Consider the following 20,634-nt stretch of genomic DNA (forward strand, 5'->3'; position numbering starts at 1 on the left):
CGGGCGGCTTCGGCCGCCCGGCCCTTTCTGTTCCGGTGAAAGAGTCGCCTCATGTCGGGCTCATGGATGACGACCCGCGCATGGCTGCTGATGCTGCCCTTGCTCGTGGTCATGATATCAGTCATCGGCTGGCCCCTCGTTGACACCGTCCGCCTGTCGTTCACCGATGCCAAGCTCGTCGGCACCCAGGGCAATTTCGTCGGCTTCGACAACTACGCAAAGATGCTGTCAGGCTCGAATTTCCAGCGTACGCTGGTAACCACGACGTGGTTCGCGGTCATCTCCGTCGCAGCGGAAATGGTACTGGGCGTGCTTGCCGCCCTTTTGCTGAACCAGCAGTTTCGTGGCCGCGCGCTTTTGCGCGCCCTGATGATCCTGCCCTGGGCGCTGCCGACCGTAGTCAACGCCACGCTGTGGCGGCTGATCTACAATCCCGAATATGGTGCCTTGAACGCGGCGCTGACCCAGGTCGGCCTGCTCGACGCCTATCGCTCCTGGCTCGGCGAACCCAATACCGCCCTCGCAGCCCTGATCGTTGCCGACTGCTGGAAGAATTTCCCGCTCGTCGCACTCATCGCACTGGCTGCCCTCCAGGCTGTACCTCGCGACATCACCGCGGCATCGCTCGTCGATGGCGCCGGGCCAACCAACCGCTTCCGCTTCGTCATCCTGCCCTATCTGGCCGGACCGCTGATGGTGGCGCTGGTGCTGCGCACCATCGAGGCGTTCAAGGTCTTCGACATTATCTGGGTGATGACCCGCGGCGGGCCTGCCAATTCGACACGGACGCTGTCGATCCTTGTCTACCAGGAGGCATTCTCGTTCCAGCGCGCCGGTTCCGGCGCATCGCTGGCGCTGATCGTCACCTTGCTGGTCACGGTCCTGGCCGTCGCTTATGCCGCCCTGGTCAGGAAAGCCGCAGGGAGTACCGCCTAATGGAACGCAAAAGCGCGCTTTTCACCGTCTTCATTTACGCGTCGGCACTTCTGCTGGCGGTGGTGATCCTGGCACCCGTGCTGTGGCTGTTCATCATGAGCATCTCGCCTGCGGCCGATCTGTCGGCCAAGCCTTTGCGCTGGTGGCCACAGGAGGTCGACTTCTCGCGCTACCGGATGCTGTTGTCGACGGTCGAAAACAGCGCGGGGGCTGCCTTTGTCGCCTCGCTCTACAACAGCTTGAGGATCGCCGGCATGGCAACAGTCGCTGCGATCGCGCTGGCCATCCCCGCCGGCTGGGCGGTATCGCGCACGCCGACGGTGGGCTGGTCGCTTTCGATGGTGATCGCCACCTACATGTTGCCGCCGGTGGCCCTGTCCGTTCCGCTGTACATGGGCCTTGCCTGGCTCGGCCTGCTCAACAACATCTTCGGCCTGGCACTCGTCTACCTAACCATCCTTGCGCCGTTCACGACGTGGCTGATGAAGTCGGGCTTCGATTCCATCCCGAGGGAAATCGAGTCCGCGGCGATGATCGACGGCGCCAGCCTGTTCCAGACACTACGCATCATCACCCTGCCGCTGGCAGCGCCGGTGGTGGCGACGTCAGCGCTGTTTGCGCTGCTGCTTGCGTGGGACGAATTCTTCTATGCACTGTTGTTCACGTCGGACCTGCGCGCCAAGACGCTGACGGTGGCCATAGCCGATCTCGCCGGCGGTCGCGTCTCCGACTACGGACTGATCGCCACCGCGGGCGTTCTCGCCGCACTTCCCCCGGTGCTGATCGGCCTCGTCATGCAACGCGCCCTGATTTCGGGGCTGACCAGCGGCGGCGTGAAAGGATGACCATGACGCAACAAGAGACCAGGCCTGCCGGGCTCGTGGCGATCGACCGCGAAATGGCGCGCCAGTACGGCGATGCACTGGCATCGTTCGCAGAATCCGCGGAAATGGCCGCCAGGGTTGCCGCCTCGCTGGCCAGCACGGGGCAGTTGCTGTTGCTCGGCATGGGCGGTTCGCATGCTGTCGGACGGGCGGTCGAGCCGCTCTATCGCGCGCTCGGTATCGATGCCATCGCACTGCCATTGTCGGAACAGCTCGGCCAGCCGCTGGCGCTCGATGGCCGCACGGTGCTGATGACCTCGCAATCCGGCGAAAGCGCCGAGGTTTTGCGCTGGTTCGCCGAGACCGGCGGAAATTCCGAGACATTCGGGCTGACTCTGGAGGCCGGCTCATTCCTGGCTCGCACCGCGCCGTCGCTGGTCGGCATCGGCGGCACCGAGCTCGCCTTTGCCGCGACGCGAAGCCTGACCGTCACCCTGGCCTTGCATCTCGCCATCCTGGCCGCACTTGGCGAACACCCGAGCGGGGCGCTCGTCGCGCTCCAGGCACCCGAAGTCGTCGACATCCGCCCCGCACTCGCCGCATTGGAGAACGTCGCCACCGTCGTCACCTCGGGGCGTCGCCTGCAAGGCGTTGCCGAAGCCCTCGCCCTCGGTCTGACTGAGCTGTCGCGGCGTCCGTGCTTCTCGCTCGAAGGCGGGCAGCTTCGTCATGGACCGATGGAAATGCTCGGCCCCGACATCGGCGTCGTGCTGTTTCGCGGCGACGACCCGACAGCCTCTCTCGTCACGGCAATGGCGTTGTCAGCCATCGAGACAGGAGCACCGGTCGTCATCTTCGATTCGTCCGGCGAGGCACCCGTAGCCAGCGCCGTCACGCTTCGGTTCAAGCGGGCCACCGGCATGGCCGCCATCTTTGCGATGCTGCCGACGGCGCAGCGCCTGATGATCGCCTTCGCCGACGCCCGCGTCGACAATGCCGGCACGCCGGTGCGCTCGACCAAGATTACCCGGAGCGAATGAATGCGGCCTCTAGCGGTGATCGGCAACGTCAATGTCGACCTCATTCTGGGCCCAACGGCGCCTTGGCCGAAGGCCGGCACGGAGATCATTGTCGACCACGACGAGTTGCGCGTCGGCGGCCAGGCGGGCAACTCTGCCCTTGCCTGGGAGGCGCTCGGCGTCGATTTCGAGATCGCCGCCAATGTCGGCAACGACCAGTTCGGCCTGTGGCTGCGCACGGCCTTTGGCCGCCGCGCGGCGAAGTGGGCCATTTCTTCCGAGCGCACGACGCTGTCGGTCGGCATCACCCACCCCGACGGCGAACGCACGTTCTTCACCACGCATGGCCACCTGCCCCGCTTCAGCCTTGCCGACACGCTTTCGGTACTCGACGGCAAACGGCTCGCCGGCGGCTATGCCCTGCTTTGCGGCTCGTTCCTGACCACTGACCTCGCCCGCGAATACGAGGCCTTCTTCGACTGGGCGCATGGCCACCACATCTCGGTCGTTCTCGATACGGGCTGGCCGCCGGACGGCTGGACCGCGGCGAACTGCGCAACGACCCGCGCCTGGCTTTCACGTTGCGATTGCGCGCTCTTGAACGAGGTCGAAACGACGACGCTGGCCGGCCGCGACGATCCCGCCGAGGCGGCACAGGCGATCTGGTCCAGCATGCGCAAGGGCGCCATCGTCGTGGTCAAGTGCGGGCCGGATGGCGCCATCGCCATCGATGCCGATGGCGAGCTGGCATCGGCAATCGCCCCGCAGGTGAAGGTCGTCGACACGATCGGCGCCGGCGACGTGTTCAATTCGGCTTTTCTGGCAGCCCTTGCCAAGGGCCAGCCCCTCGCCGCGTGCCTGGCTGCGGGAACGCAGGTGGCATCGCGCGCAATCTCCACCTTGCCCCGCAGCTACGGCAGCCTGCCGGATTTCAGGAACGGTATTGCATGAGTGCGCTTGAAATCCAGAACATCCGCAAGAGCTACGGGGCCATCGAAACACTAAAGGGTATCGATATCGCCCTGCAAAGCGGCGAGTTCCTGGTGCTGCTCGGCTCGTCGGGTTGCGGAAAGTCCACCCTGCTCAACATCATCGCCGGGCTGGCCGAGGCGACAAGCGGCGACATCAGGATCGGCGACCGCTCGATCCTCGGCGTCCACCCCAAGGACCGCGACATCGCCATGGTGTTCCAGTCCTACGCCCTCTACCCCAATCTCAGCGTCCGCCGGAACATCGGCTTCGGGCTCGAGATGCGCAAGGTGCCAGTCGCAGAGCGCGACAAGGCCGTGCAGGAAGCGGCCCGGCTGCTGCAGATCGAAGCGCTGCTCGACCGCAAGCCGAGCCAGCTCTCCGGCGGCCAGCGCCAGCGCGTTGCCATCGGCCGGGCGCTGGTGCGCAAACCACAGGTGTTCCTGTTCGACGAACCGCTTTCCAACCTCGACGCCAAGCTGCGGCTGGAGATGCGCACCGAACTCAAGCGCCTGCATCAGATGCTGAGGACGACGGTGGTCTACGTCACGCACGACCAGATCGAAGCGATGACGCTGGCGACCCGGATCGCGGTGATGAAGGACGGCCGGATCGAGCAACTGGGAACCCCGGAGGAGATCTACAATCGCCCGGCCACGCTTTATGTCGCCGGCTTTGTCGGCGCGCCGCCGATGAACATCGTTGACGGCACGGTGCGCGGGCGCGCGCTCGAGGTCGCAGGATCTGATGTGGCGATCCCGCTGCCAGCGCGATACGCTGCGATCGGCGATGGAGCCAGGCTTTCGCTTGGCATACGCCCCGAGGCGCTACGGCTCGCAACCGAAAATGTCGCCGGGCTGTCGTTGCCGGCAACGGTCGAAGTCGTCGAACTGACCGGTCCGGAATTGATCACGACAGCGCGGATCGGCGGGCAGAAGCTGATTGCGTGCCTTGCGCCACGCGCGCGGATCAGCGAAGGGGAAAACCACAGATTTGCGTTCGATGAAGAAGCATTGCATCTTTTCGATCCCAAAACCGGAAAGGCTTGCGAAGTATCGTCGTAAGACAAGTCACTGGGTATAAGTCGGCCGGCAATTCCTCCCCAAAAACGCGAAACTGCTTCTCACAGAATTAGCTGTGTGGCCTCTTGTGCCATCAATGCAACCAGCAGAAGTTAACCCGGTTTGCGCAGACAGCCATGTCTTGCGCTGGATTATGGGCCACAGTCGGCTGGGATGGACACGCTGGAACAGCGTCAAAGCCGACGGCGTGAGGAGCAGCAACGCTCGGCAAGGCCACGGGGTTCTTCGATCCGCTCGGGATCATGGACCATCGACGCCTTGCGCGTGACGGACGGCCGCTCCCCGCACCGCATGGGAGGAAGCAAAGAGTGCTCGATAAGTATTTCAACCTGAAGGAACAAGGGACGACGGTTCGCACCGAAGTGATCGCCGGCGTCACGACCTTCCTGACGATGGCCTACATCATCTTCGTCAATCCCGAGATCCTGTCGTCGACGGGCATGGACCGCAACGCCGTGTTCGTGGCGACCTGTCTTGCCGCGGCACTCGGCTCGCTGATCATGGGCCTGGTGGCAAAATGGCCGATCGGCATGGCGCCGGGCATGGGCCTCAACGCCTTCTTCGCCTTCACCGTGGTCGGCGCCATGGGCTTTTCCTGGCAGCAGGCTCTGGGTGCCGTCTTCATTTCGGGCGTCATCTTCCTGTTGCTGACCGTCAGCGGCGTGCGCAGCTGGCTGATCGCCGGCATCCCGCAATCGATGCGCAGCGCGATCGCCGCCGGTATCGGCCTGTTCCTCGGCATCATCGCGCTGAAAAGCTCGGGCATCGTCGTTGCCAGCCCGGCAACCCTGGTGACGCTCGGCGACCTCAGCCAGACCGGAACGCTGCTGGCCATCGCCGGCTTCTTCATCATCGCGGCACTCGACGCGCTCAAGGTGCGCGGCGCGATCCTGATCGGTATCCTGGTGATCACCATCGCCTCCATGGCGCTCGGTGTCAGCCAGTTCAACGGCATCGTCTCGATGCCGCCATCCATCCTGCCGACCTTCCTGCAGCTCGACATCGTTGGCGCGCTGCATGCAGGCTTGGTGCACGTCATCCTGGTGTTCGTCCTGGTCGAGGTGTTCGATGCAACCGGCACGCTGATCGGCGTCGCCAAGCGCGCCGGCCTGATCGAGCCGGGCAAGCCGAACCGCCTCGGACGCGCGCTTCTGGCCGACAGCACGGCAATCGTTGCCGGCTCGCTGCTCGGCACCAGCAGCACCACCGCCTATGTCGAAAGCGCCTCGGGCGTGCAGGCCGGCGGCCGCACCGGCCTCACCGCACTGGTCATAGCCGTGCTGTTCCTCGCAGCGCTTTTCTTCTCGCCGCTGGCCAGCTCGGTGCCGGCTTATGCGACGGCCCCTGCCCTGCTCTACGTCGCCTGCCTGATGATGCGCGAACTCGTCGAGGTCGAATGGGCCGATATCACGGAGGCGGCACCTGCGGCGCTGACCGCGTTGATGATGCCGCTCACCTATTCGATCGCCAACGGCCTGGCCTTCGGCTTCGTCAGCTACGCAGCACTCAAGCTCCTGACCGGACGGCCCGGCGAGGTGCACATGGCAACGTGGCTGGTGGCAGCGCTGTTCATCATCCGCTTCGCTTTCTTCCCGCACTGATGCTCCACAACACCATCGCCGGAGGCTGTGCAGCCTCCGGCGATTTTGGTTTCAGCCCAGCCGTACGGACGACTGCCTCACTTGGGCGCCGCTGCCGCGATCTCGCCCGGCGGCAAGATCCGGAACGTGAAGGTCGATACCTTTTCGCCCGGCTTGAACGGCCCCGGCACGGCATTGCTGACCGGCTTCACGCTCTGGAGAAAGGCCGCAATCGCGCCCACATCTTCGGGGGTGAGTTGGGCCAGGGCACGCCAGGGCATGATCGGAGCCAATTCCCGCCCGTCCGGCCTTTGGCCGGTCTGGAGCGCGGTGACGATCTGCTCGGTCGTCCAGTTGCCGATGCCCGTCTCCTTGTCTGGCGTGATGTTGCGGCCAACGAAGACACCCAAACCCGGAATCTCAAAACCGACATCCGAGCCGCCGAGAAACTTCGAATCATCGGGTTTGCCAAGAGATAGCCCGGCGTGTGGCAGTCGGTGCAGCCGCCCATCGTCACGAGATATTCGCCTCGTGCCACCTGCGCCTCGTCGGCAATAGCTGCCGAAGACATGGCAAATGTTGCGGCCCACAATGCAAGTCCAATCGGCGTTCGAAACATCGCTTCACCCCTGACGTTGCCTGTTTCTGCTCCCTCGCATTCCGCCGCCTGTTTCCCCCGCCCTGGCATAGACGCGGGTCACCCAATTCTCGCACCCTTGCGGGACGCTGACCAGCAACGATCACTCCATCGTGGCCGCGATCGGCGATGCAAATCGCGATGGCCGCGGCCCTTTCGTTTTTGTACGGCATCGTGGAAAACGAACATCGCAACCGGCAATTGCCATGCAATCCCCACGCCGAATCCGGTTCGCGGGTTCAAGAACAGAAGATTCAACGCATCTCAGGCAAAAATCGTCGCAAATTTGGCGAAATCAGCCATGCTACGTTACGTAAAGTCGAGCGACCCGATCATCGCTATATTTCGTTTGACATTCATTTCCAGTTCGAAATAATCGAAATTGAGCTTCGAAATATCCTGAAATTGCTGCAGTGCGAAAAGGCGACGAAGGCGTGAGCATGCCCGAGATACACGACATCTTCGTCATCGGCGGCGGCATCAACGGCTGCGGGATCGCACGCGACGCAGCTGGCCGCGGCTACTCCGTCTACCTCGCCGAAATGAGTGATCTGGCCAGCGGCACTTCTTCTTATTCGACCAAGCTGATCCATGGCGGCCTGCGTTATCTCGAGCACTACGAGTTCAGGCTGGTTCGCGAAGCGCTGATGGAACGCGAAGTGCTGTGGCGCAATGCGCCGCACATCATCTGGCCGATGCGCTTCGTCCTGCCCTACGCCAAGGGCCTGCGTCCGGCCTGGTTGATCCGGCTCGGGCTGTTTCTCTACGACCATATCGGTGGCCGCAAGCTTCTGCCCGCAACCCGCACGCTCGACATGCGCAGCGACGCCGCCGGCAAGCCGCTCAAGCCGATGTTCTTGCGTGCCTTCGAATATTCGGACGGCTGGGTCAACGACGCCCGTCTTGTGGTGCTCAACGCCCGCGACGCGGCTGACCGCGGGGCCGTCATCCGCACCCGCACCAAGGTGACGAGCGCGCGACGTGACAACGGTCATTGGAACATCCTCGTCGAAGATCTCGGCAGCGGTCAGATCGAAGAGGTCAAGGCGCGGCTGATCGTCAACGCTGCCGGCCCGTGGATCGACCATGTCCTGACCGAGACCGTCGGGCAGAACAACGTCCACAATGTGCGCCTGGTCCAGGGCAGCCACATCGTGGTTGCGAAGAAGTTCGACGACCCGCGCGCCTATTTCTTCCAGAACAAGGACGGGCGGATCATCTTCGCCATTCCCTATGAGGAAGACTTCACTCTCATCGGCACCACCGACCAGGACTATGACGGCGACCCGCGCCAGGCAAAGATCAGCCAGGCCGAGATCGACTACCTCTGCAACGCGGCGAGTGAATACTTCGCTGAACCGGTCAGGCCCGAGCATATCGTCTGGACCTATTCCGGCGTCCGGCCGCTCTACGACGACGGCGCCAGCAAGGCCCAGGAAGCGACGCGCGACTACGTGCTGAAGTCCGATGGTCGCGACGGCCAGGCCCCGATCGTCAACATCTTCGGCGGCAAGATCACAACCTACCGGCGCCTGGCCGAGTCGATGCTGGAAATCATCGAAAAGCACCTGGGCAAGAAGGGCAAATCCTGGACCGCGACGGCTGCCCTGCCAGGTGGCGAGTTCGAGGCGACAGCCTTCGATACGGAAGTGGTGAAGCTCAAGGCCGCCTACCCGTTTCTCGACATGCGTCTGGCACGGCGCCTGACCCGTCTCTACGGCACGCGCGCCAAGGCGTTGCTTGGCCTTGCCAGATCGGAGACGGACCTCGGGCGCAATTTCGGTGCCGATCTTTACGAGGCAGAAGTTCGCTACCTCGCCGACAACGAATGGGCGGTGACGGCAGAGGATGTTCTTTGGCGACGCACCAAACGCGGTCTCAAGCTCGGCAAGGAGCAGGCCGCGTCACTTGACGAATTCATGCATGGAATAAGCCCGGGCGTGCACAACGCCGCGGCGGAGTAGGCGCCACCGCCTGAATCTGCCTCTGGGAGGAGGGGAAATGCTGGAATTACGCAATGTAACCAAGACCGTTGCCGGCGCGGACCACATCCGCGACGTCTCGCTCAAGCTGCAGCATGGCAGCTTGAACGTGCTGCTGGGGCCGACGCTGTCCGGCAAGACCAGCCTGATGCGGCTGATGGCCGGGCTCGACAAGCCGACCTCCGGCTCGGTCTGGTTCGATGGCGTGGATGTCACCGGCGTTCCGGTGCAAAAGCGTAACATCGCCATGGTCTACCAGCAGTTCATCAATTATCCGGCGATGACGGTGTACGAGAACATCGCCTCGCCGCTGCGCGTTGCCGGCGCCGACAAGGCCAGGATCGACCAGGAAGTCAAGCGCGCCGCCGAATTGCTCAAGCTGACGCCCTATCTCGACCGCACCCCGCTCAATCTCTCCGGCGGCCAGCAGCAGCGCACAGCACTTGCCCGCGCCATCGTCAAGAATGCCAGGCTGGTGCTGCTCGACGAGCCGCTGGCCAATCTCGACTACAAGCTGCGCGAGGAACTGCGCGCCGAACTTCCGAAGATCTTCGCCGAGACCGGCGCGATCTTCGTCTATGCGACGACCGAACCGCATGAGGCGCTGCTGCTCGGCGGCAATGTCGCGACGCTGTCGGAAGGCCACATCACGCAGTTCGGTCCGACGATCGAGGTGTTCCGCAAGCCGAACGACCTGGTCACGGCGCGGACCTTTGCCGACCCGCCGCTCAACACGATCGTGCTGAAGAAGAGCGGCCGCAGTTTCCAGCTTGATGGTGGGGTGGACCTCCCGGTGCCGGCAGACCTCGCCGGCATTGCCGACGCCAGCTATACGATCGGCTTCCAGCCCCACCATCTTTCTTTCGAAAAGCGGACCGCAGATGCGGTTGGCGTGAAGGCCAAGGTGACGGTGACCGAGATCACCGGCTCTGAAAGCTTCGTTCATCTCAACTACGCAGATGCGCGATGGGTGATGCTCGCCCATGGCATCCGCCAGTTCGAGCCGGACGAGACCATCGAGGTCTTCATCGATCCGCGCCACGTCATGGTGTTCGACGCGAACGGCCGTTCGGCCGCCTCGCCATCGCAACTGGCAGCATAGGAGGGCGAGATGGCACGCATCGACCTGAACCACATCCGCCACGCCTACGGCGCCAACCCGAAATCCGACAAGGACTATGCACTGAGGGAAGTGCATCACAGCTTCGACGATGGCGGCGCCTATGCGCTGCTCGGCCCGTCCGGCTGTGGCAAGACCACGCTGCTCAACATCATTTCGGGGCTGCTGCACGCCTCGCACGGGCAGCTTCTGTTCGACGGCAAGGACGTGACCCGGCTGTCGACGCAGGAACGCAACATCGCCCAGGTGTTCCAGTTCCCGGTCATCTACGACACCATGACGGTCTACGACAATCTCGCCTTCCCACTGCGCAACCGTGGCGTCGCCGAGGCCGATGTCGACCGAAAGGTGCGCGAGACGCTCGAGATGATCGACCTCGCGAGCTGGGCCAAGCGCAAGGCGCGCGGGCTGACCGCCGACCAGAAGCAGAAGATCTCGCTCGGCCGCGGACTGGTGCGCTCGGACGTCAACGCCATCCTGTTCGACGAGCCGCTGACCGTCATCGACCCGCACATGAAGTGGGTACTGCGTTCGCAGCTCAAGCAGCTTCACCGCCGCTTTGGCTACACCATGATCTACGTCACCCACGACCAGACCGAAGCACTGACCTTCGCCGAAAAGGTGGTGGTGATGTATGACGGCGAGATCGTCCAGATCGGCACACCGGCCGAACTGTTCGAGCGCCCCAAGCACACCTTCGTCGGCTATTTCATCGGCTCGCCCGGCATGAACGTCATGCCGGTGGCAGTTGATGGCAGGCGCGCCCGGCTCGGCGAGCAAGTAATCGACCTGCCCGGCACGCCCAAGGCCGAAGGCAATGGCATCGAACTCGGCATCCGCCCCGAATACGTACGGCTGGGCGCCAAGGGCATGCCCGTCACCGTGCGCAAGGTCGAGGATATCGGCCGACACAAGGTGGTGCGCGCCAGCCTCGAAGGCCGCGAGATCGCGGCGATCCTGGGCGAAGACGACAACGTGCCAGCCGATCCGCACGTCACCTTCGATCCCGCCGGCATCAACCTCTACGACAAGTCCTGGCGCGTCGAGATGGGAGCGTAACCATGGAAAAGACCTGGAACAACAAAGCCTGGTTCATGGTGCTGCCGGTGCTCGTGCTGGTGGCGTTCTCGGCGGTCATCCCGCTGATGACGGTGGTCAACTATTCGGTGCAGGACACGTTCGGCGGCAACCAATTCTTCTGGGCCGGCGCCGAATGGTTCGAGGAGATGCTGCACTCCGACCGCTTCTGGGCGGCGATGGGCCGCAACCTGATCTTCTCGGCGATCATCCTGGCGATCCAGATCCCGCTCGGCATCTTCATCGCGCTCAACATGCCCAGGAAAGGCTGGGGCGTGCCCGTCTGCCTGGTGCTGATGGCGCTGCCGCTGCTCATTCCGTGGAATGTCGTCGGCACCATCTGGCAGGTCTTCGGGCGCATCGACATCGGCCTGCTTGGCTACACGCTGCACGCGCTCGGCTTCGACTACAACTACGTCAACGACCCGTTCGACGCCTGGGTGACGGTCATCGTCATGGACGTCTGGCACTGGACCAGCCTGGTCGTGCTGCTCTGCTACGCCGGGCTGGTGTCGATCCCCGACGCCTTCTATCAGGCGGCCAAGATCGACGGCGCCTCGCGCTGGGCGGTGTTCCGCTACATCCAGCTGCCGAAAATGCAGCGCGTGCTTCTGATCGCCGTGCTGCTGCGCTTCATGGACAGTTTCATGATCTATACCGAACCCTTCGTCGTCACCGGCGGCGGGCCCGGCAATTCGACGACCTTCCTGTCTATCGACCTCGTCAAGATGGCGGTCGGCCAGTTCGACCTCGGCCCGGCGGCGGCGATGTCGATCATCTACTTCCTGATCGTGCTGCTGCTGTCATGGGTCTTCTACACCGTCATGACCAACTACGACGTGGAGAAGTGAGATGGCGGGGACAAGGGAAGCCGTCGTGAACGTCGACAAGGACCAGATGATGCGCAATGCGCCGGCTGCGGAACGCGCCGCCCATGGCGGCCCTGCGGACGCGGCGCTCGCCAGACGGATGCGGCGGCGCGGCGAGGAATCGCGCTTCTGGTGGGTGGTGCCGACGATCTACATCATCTTCTTGATGCTGCCGATCTATTGGCTGATCAACATGAGCTTCAAGTCAAACCAGGAAATCCTGGGCGCCTTCTCGCTCTGGCCGCAAAACCCGACGCTGCGCAACTACAGCGTGATCTTCACCGATCCGTCCTGGTACAAGGGCTACATCAACTCGATCATCTACGTGGTCATGAACACGGTGATTTCGATCTCCGTCGCCCTGCCTGCGGCCTATGCCTTCTCGCGCTATCGCTTCTTGGGCGACAAGCACCTGTTCTTCTGGCTTCTGACCAACCGCATGGCCCCGCCGGCGGTGTTCGCCCTGCCCTTCTTCCAGCTCTATTCCGCCTTTGGCCTGATCGACACGCATATCGCCGTCGCGCTCGCCCATTGCCTGTTCAACGTGCCCCTGGCGGTGTGGATCCTCGAAGGTTTCATGTCGGGCGTACCCAAGGAGATCGACGAGACCGCCTACATCGACGGCTACTCGTTCCCGCGCTTTTTCGTGAAGATCTTCGTGCCGCTGATCGCAAGCGGCATCGGGGTCGCGGCGTTCTTCACCTTCATGTTCTCCTGGGTCGAACTGTTGATCGCCCGCACCCTGACCACCACCGACGCCAAGCCGATCGCCGCCATCATGACGCGCACGGTCTCGGCCTCGGGCATGGACTGGGGCGTGCTTGCCGCGGCGGGTGTCTTGACCATCATCCCGGGCGCGCTCGTCATCTGGTTTGTCCGCAACTACATCGCCAAGGGCTTTGCCCTGGGCCGCGTCTGAGGGAGCGTTTGTGATGGACTTTTCCTGGATGGCCTGGACGCTGCCGACGGCGGCGTTCTTCATCACCATCTTCCTCATGCTGGTTGGCATGGGCGTGTGGGAGTATTTTTCGCCCGGCGGCAATCCGCGCGTCGGGATCCTCAGGTTCGAGACGACCCGAGGAGACAGGCTTTTCGTTTCGCTGCTCGGCAGCGCCTTCATTCATCTCGCATGGCTGGGCCTGATCGGGCCCAACCTGTGGTGGGCTCTCGCTCTCGCAGTGGTCTACGCCATCGGCGTATTCCGCTTCGTCTAGAGGGGGAAATGTTGGGCCGCCGCAAGCCCGCGGCGGCGCCAAATGGCAATGCAACCTTGTTTGGGAGGAAATTAATGCGACGCCATATTCTAGCATCAACGAGTGTGATCGCCCTGCTTTTGGGCGCAGGCAATGCCTTTGCCGGCATGGAGGAAGCGAAAACCTTCCTCGATACCGAGATCAAGGACATGTCGGCGCTCGACCGCGCCGGCCAGGAAGCCGAAATGCAGTGGTTCATCGATGCGGCGAAACCTTTCGCCGGCATGGACATCAAGGTCGTTTCGGAAACCATCACCACGCACGAATATGAATCGAAGACGCTCGCCAAGGCGTTCTCGGACATCACCGGCATCAAGATCACGCACGACCTCATCGGCGAGGGCGACGTCATCGAAAAGCTGCAGACGCAGATGCAGTCGGGCGAAAACATCTATGACGCCTATGTCAACGATTCCGACCTGATCGGCACCCACTGGCGCTATCTGCAGGCGCGCAGCCTGACCGACTGGATGGCCAACGAAGGCAAGGACGTCACCAATCCGAACCTCGACATCGCCGACTTCATCGGCAGCAAGTTCACGACCGCCCCGGACGGCAAGCTCTACCAGCTTCCCGACCAGCAGTTCGCGAACCTGTACTGGTTCCGCTACGACTGGTTCAACGACGAGAAGAACAAGGCCGATTTCAAGGCAAAATACGGCTACGACCTCGGCGTTCCGGTCAACTGGTCAGCCTACGAGGATATCGCCGAGTTCTTCACCGGCCGCGATATCAACGGCCAGAAGGTCTATGGCCACATGGACTACGGCAAGAAGGACCCCTCGCTCGGCTGGCGCTTCACCGATGCCTGGCTGTCGATGGCCGGCAACGGCGACAAGGGCCTGCCAAACGGCCTGCCGGTCGACGAATGGGGCATCAAGGTCAACGAGAAGTCCCAGCCGGTCGGCTCGTGCGTAGCCCGCGGCGGTGACACAAACGGCCCGGCCTCGGTCTACTCGATCGTCAAGTATCTCGACTGGCTCAAAGCCTACGCTCCGCCGGAAGCGCAGGGCATGACCTTCTCCGAATCCGGCCCGGTTCCGGCTCAGGGCGCGGTTGCCCAGCAGATCTTCTGGTACACCGCCTTCACCGCCGACATGGTCAAGCCAGGCCTGCCGGTGATGAACGAGGACGGCACGCCGAAATGGCGCATGGCGCCCTCGCCGCACGGCGTCTACTGGAAGGACGGCATGAAGCTCGGCTACCAGGACGTCGGCTCGTGGACGATCCTGAAATCCACGCCTGACGACCGCGCCAAGGCCGCCTGGCTCTACGCGCAGTTCGTGACGTCGAAGACCGTGGACGTGAAGAAGAGCCATGTCGGCCTGACCTTCATCCGCCAGTCGACCCTCGACCACAAGAGCTTCAGCGATCGTGCGCCGCAGCTCGGCGGCCTGGTCGAGTTCTACCGTTCGCCGGCCCGCGTCCAGTGGTCGCCGACCGGCACCAACGTGCCCGACTATCCGAAGCTGGCCCAGCTGTGGTGGCAGGCAATCGGCGATGCTTCGTCGGGTGCCAAGACGGCCCAGGAGGCCATGGACTCGCTTTGCGCCGAGCAGGAAAAGGTGATGGAACGCCTGGAGCGCGCCGGCATCCAGGGCGATATCGGTCCGAAGCTGGCGGAAGAGCATGATCTCGCCTACTGGAACGCGGAAGCGGTCAAGGCAGGCAATCTTGCGCCTCAGCTGAAGATCGAGAACGAGAAGGAAAAGCCGATCACCGTCAATTACGACGAACTGGTGAAGAGCTGGAGCAAGTAGGGGTTCAGGCGGAAATTCCGCCTGGCAGAACCTGGGGAGACGGCACAGTGCCGTCTCCCCTATTTTTGCAAGTGACTGCAGGAGACGGAAATGAGCGGTTTTGTTCTGGCGATCGATCAAGGCACCACGTCCAGCCGGGCAATCGTGTTCGACCAGGCGATGAGCGTTGCCGGCATCGGCCAGAAGGAATTCACCCAGCATTTCCCAGCATCGGGCTGGGTCGAACATGATCCGGAAGAAATCTGGGACAGCGTGGTTTCGACCTGCAAGACTGCATTGAAGAAGGCCGGCAAGGACGCCGCCGACATCGCCGCTATCGGCATCACCAACCAGCGCGAAACCGTGGTCATCTGGGACAAAGCCACGGGCAAACCGATCCACAACGCCATCGTCTGGCAGGACCGGCGCACCGCGCCGCTGTGCGCCAAGCTCAAGAAGCAAGGGCTGGAGCCGCGCTTCACCAAAAAGACCGGACTGCTGTTGGACCCCTATTTCTCCGGCACCAAGATCGCCTGGCTGCTCGACAAGGTGAAGGGCGCGCGCAAACGTGCAGAGCGCGGCGAACTGCTGACCGGCACCATCGACTCGTTCCTGATCTGGCGGCTTACCGGCGGCAAGGTGCACGCGACGGACGCTACCAACGCCTCGCGCACGCTGGTCTACAATATAGAAAAGAACGCATGGGACGCCGAACTTCTCGACATCCTGCGCATCCCGGCCGCGATGCTGCCCGAGGTCAAGGATTGCGCCGCAGACTTCGGCGTCACCGAGAAGGCGTTGTTCGGTGCTGAAATCCCCATCCTCGGCGTTGCGGGCGACCAGCAGGCGGCAACCATCGGCCAGGCTTGTTTCGAGCCAGGCATGATGAAGTCGACCTACGGTACCGGTTGCTTTGCCATCCTGAATACGGGCAGCGATATCGTGCGTTCGAAGAACCGGCTGCTCACCACCATCGCCTACCGGCTCGACGGCAAGACGACCTATGCACTCGAAGGGTCGATCTTCATTGCCGGCGCTGCGGTGCAGTGGCTGCGCGACGGCATCAAGGTGATCGGCAAGGCCGAGCACAGTGGCGAGATGGCGGCACAGGCCGACGATACACAGAGCGTCTATCTCGTGCCTGCCTTCGTAGGCCTCGGCGCGCCGCACTGGGATGCCGAGGCACGCGGCGCCATTTACGGGCTGACCCGCAATACCGGCCCTGAAGAATTCGCCCGGGCGGCGCTGGAGTCCGTCGCCTACCAGACCCGCGATCTGCTCGACGCGATGAAGAAGGACTGGAAGACCAGGAACGGCAAGACGGTGCTGCGCGTCGACGGCGGCATGGTCGCCTCCGACTGGACGATGCAGCGCCTCGCCGACATCCTCGACGCGCCGGTCGACCGACCGACCGTGCTCGAAACAACAGCTCTCGGCGCTGCCTGGCTCGCCGGTTCGCGGGCGGGCGTGTGGCCAAAGGCCAAGGATTTCGCCAAGGCCTGGGCGCTCGACCGACAGTTCAGGCCCGAGATGCAGGCGGCCGTGCGCTCCGCCAAGCTGAAGGGCTGGCATGACGCGGTACGCCGGACGCTGACGCCAAAATAGCCTGTCGCTGCGATAATCCCCTACCTGGCAAATTTGGCCAGCAGGGCCTGCGCCTCTTCGGCGAGGGATCGCGTCAGTTCAGCCGCCGGCATTTCGCGGCCGAGGCGCGCGGCCTGTCCTGACCACAACGACATGAAGTCGCCCGAACCCTGCGGCTCGGACTTCGCCCGCAGCGGCGCCAGCGCGCCGCCTGCAAGCGGAAAAGCGGGCGCCAGATCGGACAGGGGGCCGACTTCGCGCATGATGCGGTTGACGATGCCGCGCGCCGGCCGGCCGGTGAAGACATTGGTCAGGGCGGTATGATCGTCCTTGGCGGTGCGCAGCACTGCCTTGTGAGGGGCCGCCACCTTGGCTTCCGGGCAGAACAGATAGGCGGTGCCGATCTGCACCGCCGAGGCTCCAAGCACGAAGGCCGCAACGATACCGCGTGCATCGGCGATGCCGCCGGCTGCGATGACCGGCACCTTGACCGCGTCGACCACCTGCGGCACCAGCGCGAAGGTGCCTGCCTGATTGGCGACGTCGTCGGTGAGGAAAATGCCGCGATGGCCACCGGCCTCGGCCCCTTGCGCGATGATGGCATCGCAGCCGTGCTGCTCCAGCCACACCGCTTCGTCGGCTGTCGTCGCCGACGACAGCACCTTGGCGCCGGTCGCCTTGACCCGGTCGAGCAGGCCAGCGTCGGGCAGGCCGAAATGGAAGCTTACCACCTCGGGGCGGAACTCCTCGACGATCTCGCAGAACTCGGCATCGAAAGGCGCTCGCGCCGAGCGTGGTGTGGGTGCTGCAGGATCGAGTCCGAGTTCAAGGTAAAATGGTTTTAGGCGGCGTTTCCACGCGGATTCGCGGGCGAGGTCTTCCTCGGGCTGCCTGTGGCAGAAGAAATTGACGCTGATCGGCCGCGAGGTGCGCTGGCGGATGATGCCGAGTTCGGTGCGCGTCTTCTCAGGGCTCATCAGCGCACAGGGCAAGCCGCCCAGTCCGCCAACTTCGGAAACGGCAATCACCATCTCGGAATCGACAGGCCCGGCCATCGGCGCCTGCAAGATCGGAAGGTCGAGGCCCAGGAGATCAAGAATTCGACGATCGGGCCACATGTTGGCTTCCTTCCTGGGTTTGGCCGCTCAGTGCCGCTGGCGCTCGGCCTTCCGGGCAGCGATCTGGCGCATGGCCATCACACGGCGCCGCAATATCTCGGTGCGCATCGCCATTAGATGCAGAGTGAAGAACAGAAGGGTAAAGCCAAGCGCCATCACAAGCAGGGGCCAGAGCAGGCTGGGATGGATCGTCGGGCCATCGAGGCGGAACACCGAAGCCGGCTGGTGCAGCGTGTTCCACCATTCGACCGAAAACTTGATGATCGGGATATTGACGAAACCGACCAGCGTGATGACCGCCGCGGCACGCGCCGAGCGCGCAGGGTCGTCGAGCGCGCGCGTCAGCGCGATGATGCCGAGATACATCAGGAAAAGCACGAAGACCGAGGTCAGCCGCGCGTCCCACACCCACCAGGTGCCCCACATCGGCTTGCCCCAGATCGAGCCTGTAAGCAGCGCCAGGGCTGTGAACACGGCACCGACCGGTGCTGCCGCCTTCAGTGCAACGTCGGCGAGTGGGTGGCGCCAGACAAGCGTTCCCAGTGCCGCAATTGCCATCACGGAATAGCACATCATGGCGAGCCAGGCGAAGGGCACGTGGATGTACATGATGCGGACGGTGATGCCCTGCTGGAAATCACCGGGCGCGGCAAAGCCGAGATACAGGCCTGCAGCGAGCACCAGCGCCGAAGCGCCGGCGAGCCAAGGGACAACCTTGTCCACCAGCGTGATGAAGCGGGTCGGGTTGGCCAGGTCGCTGAAACGCCAAGCCTGCGAACTCGTCTGTGTCATGGACGCTAAATAGCCGTGGCCGGCCTTCTTCGCAATCAGTTCCAACGTCGCGGCCCGCCAACGCAAACGGGGCGCCGAAGCGCCCCGCAGTGTTGACAAAAACCAGATCGGCCTCAGGCCGCTGCTTCGAGGACAGCGTCAGGCCGCTGCCTCGACATGGGTGACACGGCGGACCTCTTCGTCGTTGAGCAGGCCACCGGCGCGCAGCAGCGAGGCAAAGCGTCCGTTGCGAGCCGAAAGCTCGCCAAAGCCGCCCATCTCGACGACACGACCGTGATCCATGAACACGACGAGGTCGGCGTCGCGAACAGTGCTCAGGCGGTGGGCGATGATGAACGTCGTGCGGCCATCGCGCAGCATGTCGATCGCGTCCTTGACGCGGTTCTCTGTCTCGACGTCGAGCGCGCTGGTCGCCTCGTCCAGCACCAGGATCGGCGCGCTCTTGAGGATGGCGCGGGCAATCGCGATGCGTTGGCGCTCGCCGCCGGACAACTGCCCGCCGCGCTCGCCGACATTGGTGTCATAGCCTTCGCTCTTCGACAGGATGAAGTCTTGCGCTGCCGCGGCGCTGGCTGCGGCGTGCACTTCCTCGTAGCTGGCGCTGGCGCGGCCGACGCGGATGTTGGCCTCGATCGAGCGGTTGAGCATGCCGGCATCCTGGAACACGGTGGCGATCGAATGGCGCAGCGACTTCTTGGTCACGCTGCGCGTATCGATACCGTCGATCAGGATACGGCCATGCTCCGGCGCATGAACGCGTTGCAGGAGGTTGATAAGCGTGGTCTTGCCCGCGCCGGTCGGGCCGACGATGGCAACGGTCTGGCCGGCGCTGACCTCGAAGGAAACGTCGCTGACGCCCTGCCCCGAATTCGGAAACTCGAAGCTGACATTTTCGAAGCGGACATGACCGGTAACGTTTTCCAGCTCACGCAGGCCCTCGGGCTCGCGATGGTCGGCGGCGGTATCCTCGAGACGATAGAACTCCTCCAGCTTCGAACGGGCGTCGAAGATCTGGTTGGCGAAATTCGAAACCTGGTCGAGGCGGCTGATCAGCAAGGCGGCAAAGCCGGTAAAGGCAACGATATCGCCGATCCGCAACTGGCCCTGGGTGACGAGATAGGCACCGATGAGCAGCACCACCATCATCGAGATCGTCGAGGCGAGCCGATGCATGGCGGAAGCCAGCGCCCACCAATCGAGGACCGGGTTCTGCGTGGTGATCAGCGCCTTGACGTAATCGCGCAGCGATTCCGTTTCCTGGCCGATACGGTTGTAGCTCTGCAGCACCGCCACGTTGCTGACCGAGTCGGAGACGTGGGAAAAGACCTTGTGATAGTGGCGTTCGACCGAAGCCTGGCCTTCCTTGGTCTTGCGCATCACCAGCCGGCCGATCATCAGATAGAGCGCGCCGAGGCCGATCAGCACCAGCGACATGCGGACGTCCATCGCGAAGGCCGTCGGGATGAGTAGCGTCAGCGCCACGGCGGTCGACAGGTGGGTGCGCATGAATTCGAGCCACAGGCTGAACAGCGCCTCTACCGCGCGCAGCAGCGTGTGCAGCGAGTGCGACGTGCCACGCTGCTGGTGCCAGGCAAGCGGCATGGTGATGACGCGTTCGAACGACTGGCAGAGAACTTCGCCGCGCCGCGCATGGGCCAGGCGGTCGGCGCCACGCGCCACCAGAACGAAAGCGACAATGTTGAACGCGCCGAAGCTGGCCCACAGCGCCATCGTGGGAACGACTTCCGTCTTTCCGGCAATGGCATCGATGATGCGTCCGAACAGAATCGGCTCGGCAATAGTGACGATGGCCAACACGACGTTGGCTGCGCAAATCAGCCCGACCTTCTTGCCGTCTGCGGCAAGATAGCGAAGGGCTCTCCAATAAACCTCAAGCAACGACACTTTGGTACCCCTTGAGTCCCGTTCGTCCCTTTATTGTGCACTGCACCATGGCCGACAAATAGCGACCTCGGGTCCGCAAGACAATGCGCAGATAACCTCTGAGTTCAAAAAAATCGAACAACACATAGCTACGCTCGGTAATCTCGTG

At 63.4% G+C, this 20,634-nt stretch carries 18 protein-coding genes and 1 pseudogene; 15 read left to right on the top strand and 4 right to left on the bottom strand.

Annotated features, from left to right (window positions below; all coding sequences use genetic code 11):
• The first annotated feature begins 51 nt into the window (after window positions 1–51).
• The 6 genes from O1Y97_RS19140 to O1Y97_RS19165 all read left to right on the top strand — a co-directional run bounded on the left by O1Y97_RS19140 (window position 52) and on the right by O1Y97_RS19165 (window position 6,431).
• Complete coding sequence (locus tag O1Y97_RS19140; RefSeq protein ID WP_318762031.1) at window positions 52–936, top strand: carbohydrate ABC transporter permease; 885 nt, start codon at window positions 52–54, stop codon at window positions 934–936.
• Window positions 936–1,781 (top strand): carbohydrate ABC transporter permease, encoded by an 846-nt coding sequence (locus O1Y97_RS19145; RefSeq protein WP_318762032.1) that lies wholly within the window; start codon window positions 936–938, stop codon window positions 1,779–1,781. Before O1Y97_RS19140 ends, O1Y97_RS19145 begins: the two co-directional genes overlap by 1 nt.
• On the top strand, window positions 1,778–2,800 hold the full coding sequence (locus tag O1Y97_RS19150) for an SIS domain-containing protein (protein WP_318762033.1): 1,023 nt from the start codon (window positions 1,778–1,780) through the stop codon (window positions 2,798–2,800). Before O1Y97_RS19145 ends, O1Y97_RS19150 begins: the two co-directional genes overlap by 4 nt.
• On the top strand, window positions 2,801–3,730 hold the full coding sequence (locus O1Y97_RS19155; protein ID WP_318762034.1) for a PfkB family carbohydrate kinase: 930 nt from the start codon (window positions 2,801–2,803) through the stop codon (window positions 3,728–3,730).
• A complete protein-coding gene (locus O1Y97_RS19160) occupies window positions 3,727–4,812 on the top strand; it encodes an ABC transporter ATP-binding protein (protein ID WP_318762035.1) in 1,086 nt (361 codons plus the stop codon). The genes O1Y97_RS19155 and O1Y97_RS19160 overlap by 4 nt, the downstream gene beginning before the upstream one ends.
• Window positions 4,813–5,138: 326 nt before the next feature.
• Window positions 5,139–6,431 (top strand): NCS2 family permease, encoded by a 1,293-nt coding sequence (locus O1Y97_RS19165; protein WP_318762036.1) that lies wholly within the window; start codon window positions 5,139–5,141, stop codon window positions 6,429–6,431.
• 77 nt (window positions 6,432–6,508) lie between these two features.
• Here O1Y97_RS19165 and O1Y97_RS19170 read toward each other — a convergent pair.
• Window positions 6,509–7,029 (bottom strand): annotated as a pseudogene (locus O1Y97_RS19170) (cytochrome c).
• Between the two features lie 159 nt (window positions 7,030–7,188).
• On the opposite strand from O1Y97_RS19170, the gene O1Y97_RS19175 reads away from it, so the two are divergent.
• The 9 genes from O1Y97_RS19175 (at window position 7,189) to glpK (ending at window position 16,692) form a co-directional block, all read left to right on the top strand.
• Window positions 7,189–7,485, top strand: a complete 297-nt coding sequence (locus O1Y97_RS19175; protein ID WP_318762037.1) for a hypothetical protein — start codon at window positions 7,189–7,191, stop codon at window positions 7,483–7,485.
• 2 nt (window positions 7,486–7,487) lie between these two features.
• Window positions 7,488–9,011 carry a glycerol-3-phosphate dehydrogenase gene (glpD, locus tag O1Y97_RS19180; RefSeq protein WP_318762038.1) on the top strand — a complete coding sequence of 508 codons (1,524 nt, stop codon included), beginning with the start codon at window positions 7,488–7,490 and terminating at the stop codon, window positions 9,009–9,011.
• Window positions 9,012–9,048: 37 nt separating this feature from the next.
• Window positions 9,049–10,131 (top strand): ABC transporter ATP-binding protein, encoded by a 1,083-nt coding sequence (locus O1Y97_RS19185; RefSeq protein ID WP_183262022.1) that lies wholly within the window; start codon window positions 9,049–9,051, stop codon window positions 10,129–10,131.
• Window positions 10,132–10,140: 9 nt separating this feature from the next.
• Window positions 10,141–11,208: an ABC transporter ATP-binding protein gene (locus tag O1Y97_RS19190; protein ID WP_318762039.1), complete on the top strand. Its 1,068-nt coding sequence runs from the start codon at window positions 10,141–10,143 to the stop codon at window positions 11,206–11,208.
• Window positions 11,209–11,210: 2 nt separating this feature from the next.
• Window positions 11,211–12,077: a carbohydrate ABC transporter permease gene (locus tag O1Y97_RS19195; RefSeq protein ID WP_067963210.1), complete on the top strand. Its 867-nt coding sequence runs from the start codon at window positions 11,211–11,213 to the stop codon at window positions 12,075–12,077.
• A gap of 118 nt (window positions 12,078–12,195) precedes the next feature.
• On the top strand, window positions 12,196–13,014 hold the full coding sequence (locus O1Y97_RS19200) for a carbohydrate ABC transporter permease (protein WP_183262396.1): 819 nt from the start codon (window positions 12,196–12,198) through the stop codon (window positions 13,012–13,014).
• 13 nt (window positions 13,015–13,027) lie between these two features.
• A complete protein-coding gene (locus O1Y97_RS19205; RefSeq protein WP_055979040.1) occupies window positions 13,028–13,309 on the top strand; it encodes a DUF2160 domain-containing protein in 282 nt (93 codons plus the stop codon).
• Between the two features lie 74 nt (window positions 13,310–13,383).
• Window positions 13,384–15,108, top strand: a complete 1,725-nt coding sequence (locus O1Y97_RS19210; protein ID WP_108608582.1) for an ABC transporter substrate-binding protein — start codon at window positions 13,384–13,386, stop codon at window positions 15,106–15,108.
• 90 nt (window positions 15,109–15,198) lie between these two features.
• The gene (glpK, locus tag O1Y97_RS19215) at window positions 15,199–16,692 is read left to right on the top strand and encodes a glycerol kinase GlpK (protein WP_318762040.1); all 1,494 of its coding nucleotides are present in this window, start codon (window positions 15,199–15,201) and stop codon (window positions 16,690–16,692) included.
• 20 nt (window positions 16,693–16,712) lie between these two features.
• Here glpK and O1Y97_RS19220 read toward each other — a convergent pair whose 3' ends face one another.
• The 3 genes from O1Y97_RS19220 to O1Y97_RS19230 all read right to left on the bottom strand — a co-directional run bounded on the left by O1Y97_RS19220 (window position 16,713) and on the right by O1Y97_RS19230 (window position 20,486).
• Complete coding sequence (locus tag O1Y97_RS19220; protein ID WP_318762041.1) at window positions 16,713–17,789, bottom strand: NAD(P)H-dependent flavin oxidoreductase; 1,077 nt, start codon at window positions 17,787–17,789, stop codon at window positions 16,713–16,715.
• Between the two features lie 27 nt (window positions 17,790–17,816).
• Window positions 17,817–18,581 (bottom strand): heme ABC transporter permease, encoded by a 765-nt coding sequence (locus O1Y97_RS19225; protein WP_318762042.1) that lies wholly within the window; start codon window positions 18,579–18,581, stop codon window positions 17,817–17,819.
• Window positions 18,582–18,719: 138 nt separating this feature from the next.
• A complete protein-coding gene (locus O1Y97_RS19230) occupies window positions 18,720–20,486 on the bottom strand; it encodes a glucan ABC transporter ATP-binding protein/ permease (RefSeq protein WP_108608585.1) in 1,767 nt (588 codons plus the stop codon).
• Between the last annotated feature and the right edge of the window lie 148 nt (window positions 20,487–20,634).

It is taken from the genome of Aminobacter niigataensis, assembly GCF_946995915.1.
In the GTDB taxonomy this organism is placed as follows: Bacteria; Pseudomonadota; Alphaproteobacteria; order Rhizobiales; family Rhizobiaceae; genus Aminobacter; species Aminobacter niigataensis.